This window comes from Fontibacillus forbon (assembly GCF_046559655.1).
Classification (GTDB): domain Bacteria; phylum Bacillota; class Bacilli; order Paenibacillales; family Paenibacillaceae; genus Fontibacillus.
Genome location: NZ_JBKGFV010000001.1, coordinates 1,399,752 through 1,417,969, shown reverse-complemented (window position 1 = coordinate 1,417,969; position 18,218 = coordinate 1,399,752). Strand labels below are relative to the sequence as shown.

Here is an 18,218-nt window from a genome sequence, read left to right as displayed (position 1 = left end):
TTCCCTAGGCTAGGGCGTATTTATCTGAAGAATTTCTATGAAAATATGTTGAAAGAAAGATGGGGTTAATTATGCAGAGAAATTTGAAAGACGATATTATGTCCACTTCGGAAAGTTTTTCCGTTAATTTCGCCGACAAAGGAAACTTTGATTTCAGTGTAGAAAGCCTGCAAAGTGTGGATGATATTTTGGAAGAATTGAGTGATTTTGAAATGGATGGAGAGATGTTGCATTCCGTATCTTCGATGGCGGGGTGTTATATATTCGAGGTTGCAAGAAGAAATTTTGGCGGGGAGTATTTTTGGATCGAGGAAAGAGAGCAGCCGGTTCTGATCACGGGTGAACCTGACTTTTCAATCTCTTTATATGCTTTCGATAAAGTTAAAGGAAGAATACAAAACGGAAAGGAAGATCATATTCCATTTTACTTTGAAGGTTATATCAGCGCGGTCGAAAAGGGAAGAAGATCGAGTGGTTATTGCGCAACTATAGTCTAAACTAAGCGAATAGAGAAAATTCACAATTTATATCCTGGTCATGTTTTACATCAAGAAATCCTTCTTGCCTTTATTGATGATCATATTTATTAGAGACATTGAGGTGTATTCCAATGAAGTTTTCCTACTTACAGAGAGAACTCGACGGATTGGAAATCGTTGAACCGCTTTGGTATGGACTACGAGATCATCATGCGAGGATTTCTCCGGTATTTTCCGAGACGATCGCTGCTAACGATTTTCAAAAACGTTCCAACCAGATTCAAGCGAAAGCCAGAAACGGATTTATCCAGATTACTTTAGTTTATAGCACGGATTCGGAGATTTATGTAGGGTATTGTATTAGCACGATCAATGAATCCAACGAGGGCGAAATCGATTCGATTTTTATTCAGGAACCTTATAGGAAACAAGGAATCGGAGATAAGTTGATGCAGGTATCACTCGACTGGTTCCAGGCACACGATATTGAAGACATAAGCATAAGTGTCATGTTTGGAAATGATTCTGTTTTCCCGTTTTATGAGAAATACGGGTTTTACCCAAGAACTTATCATTTAGCGAGGAAAAAATAGTTATTAGAGGATAGAATGAGTGGCTATATTGAAGGAAATTATGGGCTAGGAGCTGCCGCATGAGCGATAAAGAAACATTGATTGAAATCATCAAGCGGAATGACGTTTTGGTTCAAGTATTCGATAAGGTGAGAGAGCTTGAGCTTGAATCTTATTTTGTTGGAGCGGGTTGTATTACACAAACCATTTGGAATTAGCGGTTAAATGGAAGTCGATATGGCCTGAATTAAAAATAATCCAATGGGACGATGCCGGCTATGGAGGATGAATATGAATCATTCCTATGAAAAACAATCTGTTGATAATCCGATGGAAGCTTCCTATGATCGCCCGATGGGGGTCACCCTTCTGGCGATCTTGCTGGTGCTGGGAGGTTTGGGAACTCTTGTTACCCAGCTGATGGCATTTAGTAATCTTAATGAAACAGCCTCCATCGTAGGCGTATCGAGTTACTTATTTCAAGGAGCAGTCGCTTTTTTGGGTCTGCTTGGCGTAACGGCCGGAGTAGGAACCTGGATCGGGAAAAAGTGGGGCTGGTGGCTGGCGTTATTTTACTTTGCTTATGCTGTTATTCGAAATATAAACGTCATAATATCTATATCCAATATGTTTTATCTGTATGAGGGATCCTTGAGCGGGTCGGCGATGGTTTATTTTAAATATGCGGTAAGAACTCTATGGAACTGTTTGCTGATCTTTTACTTGTGCGGAGAAACGGTCACAACCTTTTTCAAAACTACCGGAATCAAGAAGTGGAAGGCTTTGCTTATAGTATTCGGTATCTGCATATTCATTTATATCCTCAGTACTGTATTCAATTTATTGGTAGCATGAAGAAGAAAAACTTAAGTACCGCCATTGTAATAGTTCTTTTAATCGGTTATACCATCTTGCTGACCTATTGGATGGTTTGGGGGTTTGGAAGAAGCACGCAGGGTGATTTTATGTATAACTTAAAACCTTTCTTCACCATTAAACAGTTTCTTCGCGTTGCTAGCAGTCATGCGGCGGGTGCGATGATCAACCTTCTTGGGAATATCGGCGTATTTATTCCATTCGGTATATTATTGCCTATGATCTTTAAAGGAAGGTTGTCAAAGTCGTTGCTTATCTTTATTGCCGGACTTTTTATTTTGGAGACGGTGCAGCTGTTGTCGCGAAGAGGAAGTTTCGATATCGATGATTTTATCTTGAACTCTTCGGGTTTTTTCATTGGTATTGGGGTTTACAAGCTTTTCATTAGAGGAGGGCGCAATGAGTAAAACTATACAATTATGTCTGGCGCAAAGTGAGTCGGATATAAAGTTGTTTTGGGATACGTTCAACAATTACATTAACGAGCTGGCTCTTCATGTTTCGTTAGTCGATGATTTTGACTTGGATTACTTCCACTCGGATGAATATAGGGATGCTATTGAGAAGCTAAGAATAAGAACTAACAATCCATTAAGAAAGTTTATTGTAAAAACGGAAGAAGCGGTAATCGGTTTTTTTATGTATGTCACTTATTTTGACGAAAACGGGAAATGCTTTTTGATGGAATACTATATTGAGCCGCAATATCGTAGTTTAGGATACGGTTCAGCGGTTTTCTTTCAGGCGGAAAAGAGTATTCATGAAGAGGGAGCATCCTATATTGAACTTACGCCAACTAATGAAGCGAATGAACGCTTCTGGACCAAACTTGGTTTCGTAAAGTCCACGGACATGGACGAAGACAATAAATTCTACTATCGCAAAACGCTGAAAGAGTCTATGTAAGCCAGGAAAGTAATCTTGGAAAAAATGAACCAGGTCGATGATGAGTTATATTCACTGGAAAAGCCTGTCACCCGTAGCAGATAAGTTTACAAATTTTTGCCCTAAAAAAATCAAACCTATTTTCCGGAAAAGGTGGCGTGTGCTATTAAATCATTCGGAGTGTGTGCTACACTTCTGCTTTGTTTCGTCCTGGCCGGTTGTGGAGGCGTTAATTCGACCGAAGTGGAAAATAATTCCGCGATGCAGGAAAATAATTCCGCGATGCAGGAAAATAATGCGGTTCAAGAAGACCGGATTATATTGGAGTTAGAGAAAGAGAATGAACAATACATGATGGATTTGCGGGAAACCTTGAATCTCTCTTTTAAAGTGTTGCATGCGATGGAGGAGAAAGATTACGCTTTGCTGGAATCCCTTTCATCGTCAGATATATCCTTGGATAAGAAGGATAATCAGGTCGTGTACTTTGTCGGCGAGCAAGAAATCCGAATGAATTTCTTAACGGGGATCCATTTGGGGAACCTGGAGTATCGCGGAGGCGGATATAGCGACAATAACTCGGGGTTTCAGATCTATCTTGCCCATTATTTTGAGGATACCCATGGCACGATTTATTTTGATTTCATTAAAAAGAACGACCGCTGGCTATTCAACGGGTTTATGACAAATGCTTAGCAAAAAAGGAGAACAGGATGAACCTCAAACAACAATTGCAAGAAATAAGCGAACAGGATTATAAGATTCCGGAAGGGATTTCCCTCGCTGCCTTGGTCAGCGAAATGATGTCTCAAATAGGTTCGCCGGATAGCGAACTTAGGGATAGTTTGATATATATGACTTTGTATTACTGGACAATACGGAATGAAATATCCCCGGAAATCATGAAAGAATTACTTTACACGAGCTTGGATGAAAACCATTTATTCCTTGGGCTTGGTGAAAACGAGAGCGATACGGTTTTTACGCGTGCTTTTTCGGTATTGGTGGTTCCTTTAGCTTTAACAAGTAATGCACGCTTTAATTTTCTGAGCGAAGAAGACATTCAATACACGTTCGACAGAGTTACCACCTATTTTAATCAAGAGAAGGATTTACGGGGTTATGTGGAAGATAACGGCTGGGCCCACGCCGTGGCCCATGGGGCGGACGCTCTTGAATCCATCGTTAACTCTTCGTACATAAGAGCAGACGGCTTGCTGAGAGTGTTGGAGTTAATTCTAGCGAAAAGTCATGTGAGCAATACCTATTACATTTATCTTGAAGACGAAAGAATGACGAATGTCGTAGTTTCGATCATTAACCGTAATGTTTTGAGCAATGAACAGTTAATACATTGGATACGTCAAGTCGGGACTTGTCCTAAGACAGAGATCATATCCGAGGACTGCAATCGGAGAGGGAACGCCAGGAACATGCTGCGCAGTGTGTATTTTAAGCTAATGGGGCAGCAGAAGGACAACCCTCTGCTCGATGAAATCATAACAGCGTTGAATAAGCTGTAGAGATTTTTTAGAAGATCAAGAAATCCGGAAGCGACAGTATTTGTAGGAATATTTTACCTGCTTGCCCCGCATCCATATGAATAGTTCAACTAAATAAGCTAAATTATGCCCGAAAAATGCTCGACATTTTTTGGGCTTTTTTGTGAATAGGGGTTTCTAAGGGATCATGAGGGATTTCCCTTATGTGAAGAGTGGATAAACACTTTCATAATGTAAGTAGAAGAATGAATGCAATTGGATTCCCCTTCAAATGAATTCATTCTACGATGAAGGAGTGATCAACTCGCATGAAAAGAAGATCAGGACTTAAATTTTTTAAACCTACTGAGAGTTATTCGGGAAACTGGTCGATCCTTGAGGAAAAAAGCCGGGAATGGGAGAACATGTACCGCGGACGCTGGTCGCATGACAAAGTGGTTCGCACGACGCATGGCGTGAACTGTACCGGTTCCTGCAGTTGGAAAGTATTTGTGAAAAACGGAATTATTACTTGGGAAAATCAACAAATCGACTATCCTTCTTGCGGACCGGATATGCCGGAATTCGAACCTCGCGGATGTCCGAGAGGAGCTTCGTTCTCCTGGTATGAGTACAGTCCGCTTCGGGTGAAATACCCTTATATGCGCGGCCGTTTGCTGCGGCTGTGGAAAGATGCATTGGCAAGACACGATAATCCGGTGGATGCCTGGGCGAGCATCGTGGAAGATCCGGAAGCCTCCAAATCCTATAAACAGGCCCGCGGTAAAGGCGGCCATGTCCGGGTGACCTGGGAGGTTGCATCCAAGTTAATCTCGGCCCAACTGATTTATACCATCAGAAAATATGGACCCGACCGTATTGCCGGGTTTACGCCTATTCCGGCTATGTCGATGATCAGCTATGCCTCCGGCGCGCGCTTCATTTCCCTGCTGGGCGGCGAAATGCTCAGTTTCTACGATTGGTATGCGGATTTGCCGCCGGCATCCCCGCAGATTTGGGGCGAACAAACCGACGTTCCGGAATCGTCCGATTGGTACAATTCGGGATACCTCATCATGTGGGGATCCAACGTTCCGTTGACCCGGACGCCTGATGCGCATTTCATGACGGAAGTTCGTTACAAAGGAACCAAAGTCGTATCCGTTGCGCCGGATCATGCCGAAAACGTAAAATTCGCGGACAATTGGCTGGCGCCAAATCCGGGAACCGATGCGGCGGTTGCCCAAGCGATGACGCATGTCATCCTGGACGAGTTTTATATGCAGCGCAAAGAATCGATGTTTATCGATTATGCCAAGCAGTATACCGATATGCCGTTCCTGATTTTGCTGGAGCCTCATGAAGGCAAATACAAAGCAGGTCGTTTCCTGCGTGCAAGCGATCTGGGTAACGACTCCGAACATGCGGAATGGAAGCCGGTCATCTATGACGAAGCGGCTAACGAAATCATGGTTCCTAATGGAACGATGGGCCAACGCTGGGAGAAAGACGTGAAATGGAACCTGATTCTCGAACGGGAAGACGGAACCAAGATCGAACCGGCGCTCTCCGTAGAGAACCACGGAGCAGAGTGGACGGAAATCGTATTCCCTTATTTCGATGCTAACGGAAACGGAACATTCAACCGGACGATCCCGGTTAAAACCATTACCTTAGCTGACGGCAGCACTCGGCTCGCCGCAACCGTATTCGATTTGATGCTCAGCCAGTACGGCGTGAAGCGCATCGACAGCGGTTTGGAAGCAAAAGGGTATGACGATGCAAGTTCCCATTATACGCCTGCCTGGCAGGAGAAAATTACCGGAGTGAAGGCTTCGCTGGTCGTACAAATCGCCCGTGAATTCGCCCAAAACTCCCTCGATACCGGCGGACGCTCGATGATTATTATGGGCGCCGGCATCAATCACTGGTTTAACAGCGATACGATTTACCGTTCGATCTTGAATCTTGTCGTGCTTACGGCATCGCAAGGCGTCAACGGCGGGGGCTGGGCTCACTATGTAGGCCAGGAGAAATGCCGCCCGATTGAAGGCTGGTCATCGATTGCCTTCGCCAAGGACTGGCAAGGCGCTCCGCGTCAGCAAAATGCGACCTCGTTCTTTTATTTTGCGACGGATCAATGGAAATACGAAGAGATGAACAACGAATCGCTCAAATCGCCTACAGGCGGAGAGATCAAATATAGTCATCCGGCGGATTACAACGTGCTTGCGGCGCGGCTTGGCTGGCTGCCTTCGTACCCGCAGTTCAACAAGAGCAGTCTCGCTTTTGCCGAAGAAGCGGCGGCCAAAGGACAAACAAGCAATGCGGAAATTATCCAACATGCTTATGAACAAGTCGTATCAGGGGAAACGAAATTTGCAGTAGAAGATCCGGATGCTCCGGAGAACTTCCCGCGTTCCCTGTTCGTCTGGCGTTCCAACCTGATTTCCAGCTCGGCCAAAGGCCAGGAGTTCTTCATGAAGCATTTGCTGGGAACTCATAACGGATTGTTGTCGACGGCGAATGAGGAAGAGAAGCCGGAGGAAATAGTTTGGCGCGACGAAGTGGAAGGGAAGCTGGATCTGCTGGTTGCTTTGGATTTCCGGATGACGGCTACGCCGATGTATGCGGATGTCGTATTGCCGGCGGCAACATGGTATGAAAAAGTGGACTTATCCTCTACGGATATGCATCCGTTCGTCCATCCGTTCAATCCGGCGATTGATCCGCTCTGGGAATCCAGATCGGACTGGGATATTTACCGGTCGCTGGCGCAAACTTTCTCTGAAATGGCGAAGGAGCATTTGCCAGGGGTGTACAAAGACATTGTATCTTCGCCGCTGGGGCATGACTCGATGGCGGAAATTTCCCAACCGTTCGGCCAGGTCAAAGACTGGAAGAAGGGTGAAGTGAAGCCGGTACTCGGCAAGACGATGCCGAACTTCTCCGTTGTGGAGCGGGACTACACTCAAGTTTACGATAAGTACATCACGCTAGGGCCTAACCTGGAGACGGGAAAAGTCGGCGCCCACGGGGTTTCGTTCCCGGTTCACGAAGAATATGAGGAACTGAAAAAAATCAACGGCACGCACTTCGATGAAAGTATCAAGAACGGGCGTCCTAAGCTCCATACCGCCAGACACGCGGCCAATGCCGTGCTGCACATCTCTTCGGCGACGAACGGGAAAGTATCGCAGCGGGCATGGGAAGCTGCCGAACAGGACACTGGCGTTCCATTGAAAGATATCTCGGCCGACCGCGCTGCGGAACGGATCACGTTCGCCAGCATCACGGCCCAACCGCGTGAAGTGATTCCTACGCCGGTGTTCAGCGGTTCCAACAAGTCGGGCCGGAGATACTCTCCGTTCACGACGAATATCGAGCGTCTGGTACCGTTCAGAACCTTGACGGGCCGCCAGCATTTCTATCTGGATCATGAGATCTTCATGCAGTACGGCGAATCATTGCCGGTGTACAAACCGACTTTGCCGCCGATGGTGTTCGGCCCTCATGACAAGCAGGTGTCCGTCGATAAAGATACCCTTGTGCTTCGCTATTTGACGCCGCATGGCAAATGGAACATTCACAGCACCTACCAGGATAACCTGCACATGCTGACGTTGTTCCGCGGCGGTCCGACCGTATGGATCAGCCGGGAAGATGCGGAAGCGCACCAAATCAACGATAACGATTGGGTTGAAGTCTATAACCGCAACGGCGTCGTGACCGCGAGAGCCGTCGTCAGCCATAGAATGCCTATGGGAACCATGTTTATGTACCACGCCCAAGACAAACACATTAACGTTCCTGGCTCGGAAATTACGAAAGAACGCGGCGGCAGCCATAATGCGCCGACGAGAATTCATTTGAAACCGACGCAAATGGTCGGCGGTTATGCCCAATTGAGTTATGGTTTCAATTACTATGGGCCGATCGGCAACCAACGGGATGTTTACGTGGCTGTCCGCAAAATGAAGGAGGTCGACTGGCTTGAAGATTAAAGCGCAAATTGCCATGGTGATGAACCTGGACAAATGTATCGGCTGCCATACCTGCAGCGTTACCTGTAAGAGTACCTGGACCAATCGCGAAGGCGCGGAATACATGTGGTTCAACAACGTGGAAACGAAGCCGGGGATCGGTTATCCGAAACGCTGGGAAGACCAGGAGCAATACAAAGGCGGATGGACGCTCCGCAAAGGGAAACTGGAGCTGAAAGCCGGAACCAAGCTGTCCAAAATCGCACTGGGTAAAATTTTCTATAATCCGGATATGCCGGAGATGAAGGATTATTATGAACCCTGGACCTACGACTATGAAAAACTGACCAACTCGGGCGAGAAGAAGCACCAGCCCGTAGCCCGTCCCAAATCGGCCGTTACCGGCGAAACCATGGATTTGAACTGGGGTCCGAACTGGGAAGACGATCTGGCCGGCGGACATATTACCGGTCCTAAGGATCCGAACATCGAAAAAATCGAAGAAGAAATCAAATTCAATTTCGAACAGTCGTTTATGATGTATCTGCCGCGGCTGTGCGAGCATTGCCTGAATCCAAGCTGCGTCGCTTCTTGCCCATCGGGAGCCATGTACAAACGGGATGAAGACGGAATCGTGCTCGTCGATCAGGAAGCCTGCCGCGGATGGCGGTATTGCATGACGGGTTGCCCTTATAAAAAGGTGTATTTCAACTGGAAAACCAACAAAGCCGAAAAATGCACGTTCTGCTTCCCGAGAATCGAAGCGGGGCTGCCGACGGTATGTTCCGAGACTTGCACAGGTAGAATTCGCTACTTAGGCGTGCTGCTGTATGATGCCGACAAGGTGCTGGAAGCGGCATCGACGCCGGACGAACAAGATCTTTACAAAGCGCAATGCGACCTCTTCCTGAATCCTAACGATCCGGAAGTCATCGAACAAGCGCGCAAAGACGGGCTTTCCGAAGAATGGATCGAAGCGGCCCAGAACTCGCCGGTCTACAAACTGGCGATCGAATACAAGCTGGCCTTCCCGCTTCATCCCGAATACCGGACTTTGCCGATGGTATGGTACGTACCACCGCTTAGCCCGATCATGAGCCATTTCGAAGGGAAGGACTCGATTCAAAATCCGGATATGATCTTCCCGGCGATTGAAGAAATGAGAACCCCGGTTCAATATCTGGCCAACATGCTGACAGCCGGTGATACCCAAACTGTGAAAGAAGCATTGCAGCGGATGGCGATGATGCGTCAGTATCAACGGGCCCAGTTCTCGAAGCAGCCATTTGACGACAGCCGGTTGCAAAGAGTAGGCTTGACGACCCGTCAAGTTGAAGAGATGTATCGGTTGCTGGCGATCGCCAAATATGAGGATCGCTTCGTAATCCCGACTTCCCACAAGGAAGGGTACATGGATCCATACCGTGCGCAAGGCATGGAAGGGTTCGGCATGGACTGCGACGGTTGCGGCCCGGCTTCGCCGAAGGCTAACACCAAGAGCGGCAGAGAACTTTACGAAGAGAACTTCTATGGGGGGATTTGGCGTGATTGATTTGGCGAAGCTTAACGACCACAAAGAGGCCTTCGGCTTTTTTGCCCGGCAATTGGCCTATCCCGATAAACTAACCTTTACGGAGATGACGATGGACGGGGCATTTGCCCCCTCCGTCGATCCTCTGATCGAGACATACCGCGGAAACATGCAGCAGCTAAGCATGGACGAAATTGAAGAACTATACGTGCAAACCTTCGATTTCCAGAAAGCATCGACTTTGTATATGACTTTTGCCAAATATGAGGACAGTAAAGAACGCGGAAATATGCTGACCGCGCTGAAGGCGATTTATGAAATGTTCGGCCTGGACATTACGGAGAGCGAACTGCCCGATTACTTGCCTTTGATGTGCGAGTTTCTATACGCCGCAGAGTGGCCGGACAATGAGCACGCCGAAGCCAGCATCAATACATTGGTGAGCATCGTGGAAGACGGATCGTATCCGTTGATGAAATCATTGGAAAAGTATAACAGCCCATATTATTATCTCGTGAAAGCTTTAAGAGAAACTTTCAAACTTTGTCTCCGGAAGGAGGTTGAAATCCATGAACATGATTGATCAATTTGCCTGGGTGATCTTTCCTTATTTATGCGTCGCCGTCTTTGTTGTGGGTCACATTTTCAGATACCGGTACGATCAATTCAACTGGACCGCCAAATCCAGCGAGTTCATTGAAAAGAAGCAACTGATGGTGGGCAGTCTGTTGTTTCATATCGGGATTATTCCGGTCATTATGGGTCATGTCGCCGGATTGGGGATTCCTAAAGAATGGATGAACGCGCTTGGCGTTAACGATCATTTGTACCACATTGGCGCAATGTACGTCGGGGGGCTGTTCGGGGTAATAACTTTTGCGGGCATGCTGATTCTGACGGCGCGCCGGATTACGAAACGGTCGATTCGTAAGTTGAGCTCGACCTCCGATATCATCGTAAACCTGTTACTGGTCTTTATCGTATTTATGGGGATGTATTCAACGCTCGTTACAAACAACGTGCAGCCGGAATTCGATTATCGTGAAACGATTTCCATCTGGTTCAGAAACTTGTTCCTGTTCCGTCCGGAAGCGGCATTAATGACATCCGTACCGGTCACTTTTAAAATCCACGTGCTGTCCGGCTTTCTCATTTTAGCCTTTTGGCCGTTTACGCGCCTGGTCCATGTTTGGAGCGTCCCCTTGAATTATGCCCGGAGAAGCTATATCCTTTATAGGAAGAATCGCGGGCAATCAGCACGGCATTAAGGAGCTATAATTAGGGAGATATGGATATGAGTCAATCCTCCAATCAGTACCAGACGAAAATAGATCAAATCAGGGAGCAGTTGGGTTATGATTTCGTCTCGCTTGCCTTTGCGCAGTCTGCTCAGAATGGATTTGTCATCACCTGGCAGTTTGCTTCCGGCAATTTAAACAACCGCTACAAGCGGATTGTGCTTCAGTCGGGCAAAGGAATCGCTGGTCTGGTCTTTAAAACAGGAAAACCTATGCTGGTTTCCAGCGTAAAAGACGAGTTGAACCCTCAAGATATGTTTAATTATCCCATCGTTGTGTCGGAACGCTTGAATAGCCTTGCTGCCATTCCGTTATATCATTTGGACCGGGTTGAAGGCGTGCTGTTGGCCGGATACCGGGAGGGCAGGGTGATTACGAACGAGAATTTCCGCCATTTGTATGAATCATTACAGGGACAATTCGGAGATTATGGGATAAAGGAGTCGACATTCCGATGATCCAACCGTCCACCAAGGTTTCCACCGAGTTATTACTGAATATGTACGAGAAGAGTTCGGATGCGATCTTCTTTTTTGACGCAGACAATCACATAATCGCGATGAATCAGGCGGCAGGCAATATTATCGACCCTCCTGTGCTGAGTGATACCGGCTCCGGCGATTCCAACGAGTTTTGCTTTACCTGCCGGGGCTATACGAGTGATGATGAACAGATGTCATGCCTGAACTGCTACTTATCCAATTCGTCGAAGGACTTCTCTTCGTTTCAGGTATATCTTGAAACAAAGAGCCGGGGAATCATTCCGTACTCCGCCAGTTTTCAACAGATCGATTTGGAAGCCGGCATCCGGGTTCTCATGTTACGCGATTTAACCAACCAATTGCAGACACAAGAAAGCTTGAACCGGAACACGATGATGAAGAGCATCATCAAAGCGCAGGAAGACGAACGAAAACGGATTTCCCGGGAGCTGCACGACAGCGTTGCCCAGGAGATTCTTAGTTCCCTCGTGGATCTGCGCGTTCTAAAGTATTTGAATGTGCAGGATGATGCGCTGCAGAAAATTCAGCAAACCGAGGCTTCGTTAACCCGCTTGCTTGATCAGATCCGCAATTTGTCCGTAGAACTCCGGCCGGCATCGCTTGATGATCTGGGGCTGGAAGCCGCTTTTCGTTCGCATTTCAAATGGGTTGAGAAAAACTATGGAGTGATCGTGCATTTTACTGCGGAGCTCAATGGAGGCCGTTTTAACAGTGAAATCGAAACCGTAGTTTACCGCGTTTGTCAGGAATCCATGCTAAATGCGATGAAATATGCGGACGTCGATGAAATTGCGGTGCGGTTATTCGAATCGGAGCATGCCTTGGAGATGGTCGTAACCGATCAAGGAAACGGCTTTAATGTCAACGCCAGAGATCCGAAAGGTACGGGTCTGGGATTATACGGGATGAAAGAGCGAGCCGAGCTAGTGAACGGGGAGCTCACGATCACTTCGGAAATCGGTAAAGGCACGACCGTACATTTGGTGATACCAACCTGACCACTCTCGTATACATCGTGATAAGCAAGCGCAATAAATGAATCCAACAGACAGGGAGGATTGTGAGTGAAGATTGTGATCGCGGATGATCATGCCGTAGTGCGAAGCGGCTTTGCCATGATTATTAACTTTCAGGACGATATGGAAGTCGTAGCGACTGCAGCTGACGGGATTGAAGCTTATAAAATGGTTTCAAAACATAGGCCGGATATCCTTCTGATGGATCTTAGCATGCCTCCCGGTGAGAGTGGACTCATTGCAACCGCCAAAATTAACGAGGATTTCCCGGATACCAAGATATTGATTCTTACCATGTACGATGATGAAGAATATCTGTTTCATGTGTTAAAGAACGGAGCCCGGGGCTATGTTCTGAAAAATTCGCCGGACGAACAGCTGGTGTCGGCCATCCGGATGGTGCATCAAGGCGGGATTTATATCCATCCCCAAATCGCAACATCGCTGGTCCGGGAATTTATTAATAAAGATCAACGGGTCGATGAAAGCAATCCATATCAGCTTTTGTCAACTCGTGAAATAGAAATATTGCCGCTCGTAGCCAAGGGTTACGGGAATAAGGAGATCGCGGAGATGCTGCATATTTCCGTGAAGACCGTCGAAGCTCATAAAGCCAAATTGATGGATAAATTGAACTTAAAGACCCGGCCGGAGCTGGTAGAATATGCTTTGAAAAAGAAATTGCTTGATTTTTAACGAAAGAGGTCGCATTAGAACATGGAGAACACCAAATTTCGGACCCCGTTGCCTGCTATGCGTATCCTTGAAAATGAGCATGGCTACTTGTCGCATTTAATGAGTGAATGGCATTCCATTGTGCTGAATCTTCAAAATGACCGGTACACTCCGGACCAGGCCGTCCAGGAATTTTCGAAGTTACGTCAGCTCCTGGCCGAGTTCAAGGCACCGTTGGAGCAACATACGAAGAAAGAAGAGACCTTCTTTTTCCCTCTGCTGGGACGCTATATCGGGCATGATCAGGGCCCGCTCGTGTCGATAGAAAAGGAACATGAAGAAGTTGTCGCCTACATTGATCACTTTCTTCACCATTCCGAAGGAAATTTTTCCTTGCAGGAGATGAAGGATATTTCACGCGATGCGGGTGAGGCATTCGAGATTCTGACGGTTCATTTCGTGAAGGAAGAATCGGTGCTTTTTCCTATGACGGCGCAGGTTATAAAGCAAGCCGAGCAAGAGCGGTTATTCGAGGACATGCACACCTTAATACTTTGATACAGGGAAATGCCTGATGAAAAAAGCTCCAAATCAGCCTATTGATTTGGGGCTTTTTTGTGACCATAGGGAGTTCGCGAACCCGATTAGGGGAGTTCCCTATGAGGTTGCGGGGAATGTCTGCGTTACAATACGGGTGGGGAATCTTGAATTGGTTCATTCATAAACTTGGAAAAGGTGATGCTGTTTGATTAAAAAAGTCCAATTACCATTACAAACACTGAATCTCATCGTCGGCTTTGCAGTCTGGGTCATTATTTCTTCTTTACTTCCATTTATGAGAGAAGACATTAACATTCCCGCAAGTCAAACCGCAATTATTACGGCGATCCCGGTTGTACTTGGCTCCGTGCTTAGAATTCCGCTGGGTTATTTCGCAAACATCATAGGCGCACGTCTGGTCTTTTTAATCAGCTTTGTTTTACTGTTGTTTCCCGTATATTATATAAGTGAAGCTAATTCATCCACGGATTTGATTATCGGCGGATTGTTCCTCGGGATCGGCGGGGCCGTATTTTCAGTCGGCGTTACCTCTTTGCCGAAGTATTACCCTAAGGAACGGCATGGTCTGGTTAACGGGGTGTATGGTCTGGGCAACATGGGAACCGCGGTTACCACGTTCTCGGCTCCGCTGATCGCCAACCAATTCGGGTGGGCGACTACCGTTAAATTCTACTTGGTCCTGCTGCTCGTGTTTGCGGCATTGAACTTTTTGTTCGGCGACCGTAAAGAACCAAAAGTAAAAACATCCATGATCGAACAAATCAAAGGTGTCTATAAAAATGAAAAGCTTTGGCTATTCTCGCTGCTATATTTTATTACCTTCGGTTCGTTTGTGGCATTTACGGTCTATCTGCCGAATTTCCTTGTTACGAACTTTGAGCTTAGCAAAGTGGATGCGGGCATCAGAACCGCCGGGTTCATTGCGCTTGCCACCTTTTTGCGCCCTGTCGGCGGCTGGCTGGCGGATCGGTTTAACTCGTTGTATTTGTTAGTCGGTGTGTTTTCTTTGTTTACCGTTTCCGCCATCGTGTTGGCGTTTTCTCCAACGATTGCGCTGTACACGGTAGGTTGTTTGGCCATCGCCGTCAGCGCCGGGGTCGGTAACGGTGTCATTTTCAAGCTGGTGCCGCAATATTTTAATAAACAAGCAGGGATCGTCAACGGGATCGTATCGATGATGGGCGGCCTTGGCGGATTTTTCCCGCCATTAATGCTTTCCTTGATTCATTCGATCACCGGACAATATTCGATCGGCTTCATGCTGCTTTCACAGGTTGCCTTGGCGAGCTTGATTCTGGTCATTTGGATGGTCTATCAAAATAAACTGAGTATCTCTTCGGAAGTGTTCAACCGTACGGCTCAGGGAATTCTGGTTACCGACCAAAAGGGAACGATCACGGCGGTCAATCCGGCCTTTACGGCATTGACGGGTTTTACGGAAGAGGAAGCGCTGGGCAAAAAGCCGAACATTTTAAGAGCGAACAAACAGTCGGCCGATTTTTATAAAACAATGTGGGATAACATTAAAGCAACCGGAATGTGGCAAGGCGAAATTTGGAACCGGCGTAAAAATGGCGAAGTCTATTTGCAATGGTTGAATATCAGTGCGATTAAAGATGAGACGACCGGTGAAGACATCAGCTACGTAGGAGCTTTTTCGGAGTTGACGAACGACCGGAGAAAAAGTGGTTAATATAAACCGTAAGGGTTAGTTGGAGCGGTTTGAATTTGGGATCACGCTAGCGAAAGGATAATAGACATGATGACGTCAAAGACCAGAGTACATGACATGCTGCAAAGACCTCTGCGCGATCTGCGGATCTCCGTAACGGATCGGTGTAATTTCCGCTGCATCTATTGCATGCCGAAGGAGATTTTTGGGGACGACTATGCTTTTTTACCTAAAAATGAGCTGCTATCCTATGAAGAGATCAGCACTCTGGTTGAGCTGTTCGTCTCCTTGGGCGTCAAAAAGATCAGGCTGACCGGCGGAGAACCGCTGCTGCGAAGCGATCTGAAAGAGCTTGTCAAGAAAATCGCCTCGATCGACGGGGTGGAAGATTTGGCATTGACGACAAACGGCTTATTGCTCCATCGGTACGCGAGTGATCTGTATGATGCGGGTTTAAGAAGATTGAACATTAGCCTGGATGCACTTGATCCCGAGCTGTTTGGCATGATGAACGGAAGAGGGATCCATCCTTCGCGGATTCTTGAGAATATCGATGAGGCGAATCGGATCGGGTACGAGGTCAAGGTAAATATGGTTGTCCAAAAAGGGATGAACGATCAGGAAATCATTCCTATGGCGGAATATTTTAAAGACCGGAAGATTACGCTTCGCATGATCGAATTTATGGATGTCGGCACGGACAACGCCTGGAGCTATAAAAAAGTTCTTACAAAAGCGGAGATGATGCAAGCCATCGGCCAAAAGTACGAACTGACGCCCGTTGAGCAGTCATATTACGGCGAAGTGGCCAAATACTACCGCTATGATCAAAGCACCGCCAAGCTTGGTTTCATTACCTCGGTGTCCGAATCGTTCTGCTCAACCTGTACGCGTGCCAGACTGTCTTCGGAAGGTAAACTGTTCACCTGTCTTTTTGCAACCGAAGGGTTTGATTTGCGGGCCTTGCTGCGTTCCGGAGCGTCCAATGAAGAGATGCTGGAAGCGATTATGAAGGTATGGGAGCTGAGAACCGACCGGTATTCCGACGAGCGGACCGAGTATACGGCGAAGCATAGAAGCAAAATCGGGATGTCCTATATAGGGGGTTGATCCCGCTTTAAGAAAGGAAGATGACAATGGCAGTTGGGCCTTCCCTGCGGCAATTACATGCCCATAAAGCAATTCATAGCGGCGGACTTGCGGGTGCGGTATCCAAGACGGAAGAAGTTCTTGAACTACTGGAGAGCGGTGAAGCCGATCTGGCAAACACAGCGGTAGACGACTTGCTTCTTTATTGGGAAAACCGGATCATCAGTCATGCCGATGCAGAGGAGGAAGGGTTTTATCGGGAGATCGCGACCGCTAACCCTGACATGCAGGATACCATTACGAAGCTGACTAGAGATCACGACCTGATCAGAATCCTGGTTGCGGATATTCATAAACTGCGTCAAAGTGAAGGGTTAAGTCAGGAAGTACTCCGAATGTTGCATGCCCTGATCGTCGTGAATGAGATTCATAGCCGGGATGAAGAAAGTCTGCTTTTTTAACAACTCCGGCAAAAGTGAAAATAATTAATAAGGTTCCTATGCGGCATTGCCAATGCCGGGATAGGAACCTTTTTTACATGAACTAATGAATAGAATGCAGGCAAGGAAGTAAAATGATTCCGAATAAGCGGAGCGGTCGCCTTTGGCTCCGGATTTCTACCTAATCTGATTCTATAGGATCAAGAAATCTGGAACCAACAGCGATAATAGGAACATTTTATGTACTTGTTACATATCCATTCAATAGTTCAACTTATTTCACGGATTGGAGATTAGAATAGGGCCAAAGCCGTTCCGGCCATGATGACCGAGAAGGCAATTTCCATCATACCGCTTTGTTTGACGGTCGTTTTGGTTTTTGGAACCCAGATGGCCCGGACCAGCAAAATCGTCAGCGGAATCAGGATTCCCGGCGGGAATAAAAGGGCCGCAATCACGAGCGAGACCAGATGATAGCCAATGGAGAATCGGAAAAATACGGCGTTATTTTTTTCCCGGATAATCGTTTTTACATAAAATATGGTGCCCGTAAAGTAAAGAATGCTGAGGATGAACAGCTCTACAGCCATTCTCCAATTATCGCCACCGCCGATATGATAGGCCACAAACAGGATCAGGCTAAACTGGACAACCGCGGCAAGATCGTTCACAAAAGCGCGTTCGCGTTTACGCTTGGCATAGTAACAGTTAACTATAAAGAGCGGGAAAAACATGGGGATCCATTTCCATAATTCTGGCGCAAAAAGAAGCAGGCTTACGGCAACCGGAACCAGCAAGCCGCCATATAACAGCATGGGTTTGCCATATACTTGCATTTTCCTGGTCCGGACCCATTGAAGGAAAGGAAAAGAAAACAAATACACAAGCAGCCAGCCCAGAAACAGCAGTCCATGCAGCAATACCGGCTTAGCCGCGAACATGCCGAACAAAAACGGAATGACCAGCATGGCCCATGCACCGTGCTGGTTGGGAATGTAACCTTTTTTCATTGTGGAAAATCCTCGCTTTCACCATATCAACGTACACCATTAATTTTACCGCTTAGCTGCGATTGAACAGGTGACGGTGGTCACTTCAATCATATTTGTTTATAATTAGGTATAAATAAAATGACCACCAGCGACCCGGCTTATGAT

20 protein-coding genes are annotated in these 18,218 nt (G+C 46.9%); 19 read left to right on the top strand and 1 reads right to left on the bottom strand.

The features are described from left to right. Nucleotides 1-59 precede the first annotated feature (59 nt). From ACLB09_RS06595 to ACLB09_RS06505, 19 genes are all read left to right on the top strand, one after another. On the top strand, nt 60-497 hold the full coding sequence (locus ACLB09_RS06595; RefSeq protein WP_410768954.1) for a hypothetical protein: 438 nt from the start codon (nt 60-62) through the stop codon (nt 495-497). Nucleotides 498-646: 149 nt separating this feature from the next. Beyond that, on the top strand, nt 647-1,072 hold the full coding sequence (locus ACLB09_RS06590) for a GNAT family N-acetyltransferase (RefSeq protein WP_410768952.1): 426 nt from the start codon (nt 647-649) through the stop codon (nt 1,070-1,072). A 59-nt stretch (nt 1,073-1,131) separates the two neighbouring features. Next, on the top strand, nt 1,132-1,269 hold the full coding sequence (locus tag ACLB09_RS06585; protein ID WP_410768951.1) for a nucleotidyltransferase family protein: 138 nt from the start codon (nt 1,132-1,134) through the stop codon (nt 1,267-1,269). Between the two features lie 73 nt (nt 1,270-1,342). Continuing rightward, nucleotides 1,343-1,906: a hypothetical protein gene (locus tag ACLB09_RS06580; RefSeq protein WP_410768950.1), complete on the top strand. Its 564-nt coding sequence runs from the start codon at nt 1,343-1,345 to the stop codon at nt 1,904-1,906. Continuing rightward, the gene (locus ACLB09_RS06575; protein ID WP_410768948.1) at nt 1,903-2,334 is read left to right on the top strand and encodes a VanZ family protein; all 432 of its coding nucleotides are present in this window, start codon (nt 1,903-1,905) and stop codon (nt 2,332-2,334) included. Before ACLB09_RS06580 ends, ACLB09_RS06575 begins: the two co-directional genes overlap by 4 nt. Next, nucleotides 2,327-2,833: a GNAT family N-acetyltransferase gene (locus ACLB09_RS06570; RefSeq protein WP_410768947.1), complete on the top strand. Its 507-nt coding sequence runs from the start codon at nt 2,327-2,329 to the stop codon at nt 2,831-2,833. Before ACLB09_RS06575 ends, ACLB09_RS06570 begins: the two co-directional genes overlap by 8 nt. Before the next feature lie 222 nt (nt 2,834-3,055). Next, nucleotides 3,056-3,508 carry a hypothetical protein gene (locus ACLB09_RS06565; RefSeq protein WP_410768946.1) on the top strand — a complete coding sequence of 151 codons (453 nt, stop codon included), beginning with the start codon at nt 3,056-3,058 and terminating at the stop codon, nt 3,506-3,508. 17 nt (nt 3,509-3,525) lie between these two features. Beyond that, a complete protein-coding gene (locus ACLB09_RS06560; RefSeq protein WP_410768945.1) occupies nt 3,526-4,335 on the top strand; it encodes a DUF2785 domain-containing protein in 810 nt (269 codons plus the stop codon). 287 nt (nt 4,336-4,622) lie between these two features. Further along, entirely contained in the window at nt 4,623-8,297 is a 3,675-nt protein-coding gene (locus tag ACLB09_RS06555; RefSeq protein ID WP_410768944.1) for a nitrate reductase subunit alpha, read from the top strand. After that, a complete protein-coding gene (gene narH / locus ACLB09_RS06550; protein ID WP_410768943.1) occupies nt 8,287-9,828 on the top strand; it encodes a nitrate reductase subunit beta in 1,542 nt (513 codons plus the stop codon). The genes ACLB09_RS06555 and narH overlap by 11 nt, the downstream gene beginning before the upstream one ends. Further along, complete coding sequence (narJ, locus tag ACLB09_RS06545) at nt 9,821-10,390, top strand: nitrate reductase molybdenum cofactor assembly chaperone (RefSeq protein ID WP_410768942.1); 570 nt, start codon at nt 9,821-9,823, stop codon at nt 10,388-10,390. Before narH ends, narJ begins: the two co-directional genes overlap by 8 nt. Beyond that, entirely contained in the window at nt 10,377-11,075 is a 699-nt protein-coding gene (gene narI, locus ACLB09_RS06540; protein WP_114495688.1) for a respiratory nitrate reductase subunit gamma, read from the top strand. Before narJ ends, narI begins: the two co-directional genes overlap by 14 nt. A gap of 26 nt (nt 11,076-11,101) precedes the next feature. Further along, nucleotides 11,102-11,563 (top strand): GAF domain-containing protein, encoded by a 462-nt coding sequence (locus ACLB09_RS06535; protein WP_410768941.1) that lies wholly within the window; start codon nt 11,102-11,104, stop codon nt 11,561-11,563. Continuing rightward, entirely contained in the window at nt 11,560-12,606 is a 1,047-nt protein-coding gene (locus tag ACLB09_RS06530; protein ID WP_410768940.1) for a sensor histidine kinase, read from the top strand. The genes ACLB09_RS06535 and ACLB09_RS06530 overlap by 4 nt, the downstream gene beginning before the upstream one ends. A gap of 66 nt (nt 12,607-12,672) precedes the next feature. Beyond that, the gene (locus ACLB09_RS06525; protein ID WP_114495685.1) at nt 12,673-13,320 is read left to right on the top strand and encodes a response regulator; all 648 of its coding nucleotides are present in this window, start codon (nt 12,673-12,675) and stop codon (nt 13,318-13,320) included. A 21-nt stretch (nt 13,321-13,341) separates the two neighbouring features. Next, on the top strand, nt 13,342-13,857 hold the full coding sequence (locus ACLB09_RS06520; protein WP_410768939.1) for a hemerythrin domain-containing protein: 516 nt from the start codon (nt 13,342-13,344) through the stop codon (nt 13,855-13,857). 187 nt (nt 13,858-14,044) lie between these two features. Further along, a complete protein-coding gene (locus ACLB09_RS06515) occupies nt 14,045-15,553 on the top strand; it encodes a nitrate/nitrite transporter (RefSeq protein ID WP_410768938.1) in 1,509 nt (502 codons plus the stop codon). A gap of 66 nt (nt 15,554-15,619) precedes the next feature. Further along, entirely contained in the window at nt 15,620-16,642 is a 1,023-nt protein-coding gene (gene moaA, locus ACLB09_RS06510; protein ID WP_410768937.1) for a GTP 3',8-cyclase MoaA, read from the top strand. Between the two features lie 26 nt (nt 16,643-16,668). Beyond that, nucleotides 16,669-17,082, top strand: coding sequence for a hemerythrin domain-containing protein (locus ACLB09_RS06505; RefSeq protein ID WP_410768936.1), 414 nt, complete (start codon nt 16,669-16,671; stop codon nt 17,080-17,082). A gap of 272 nt (nt 17,083-17,354) precedes the next feature. Here the strand turns inward: ACLB09_RS06505 and ACLB09_RS06500 are convergent, their stop codons facing one another. Then, a complete protein-coding gene (locus ACLB09_RS06500; protein WP_410768935.1) occupies nt 17,355-18,071 on the bottom strand; it encodes a YwiC-like family protein in 717 nt (238 codons plus the stop codon). Nucleotides 18,072-18,218: the final 147 nt, after the last annotated feature.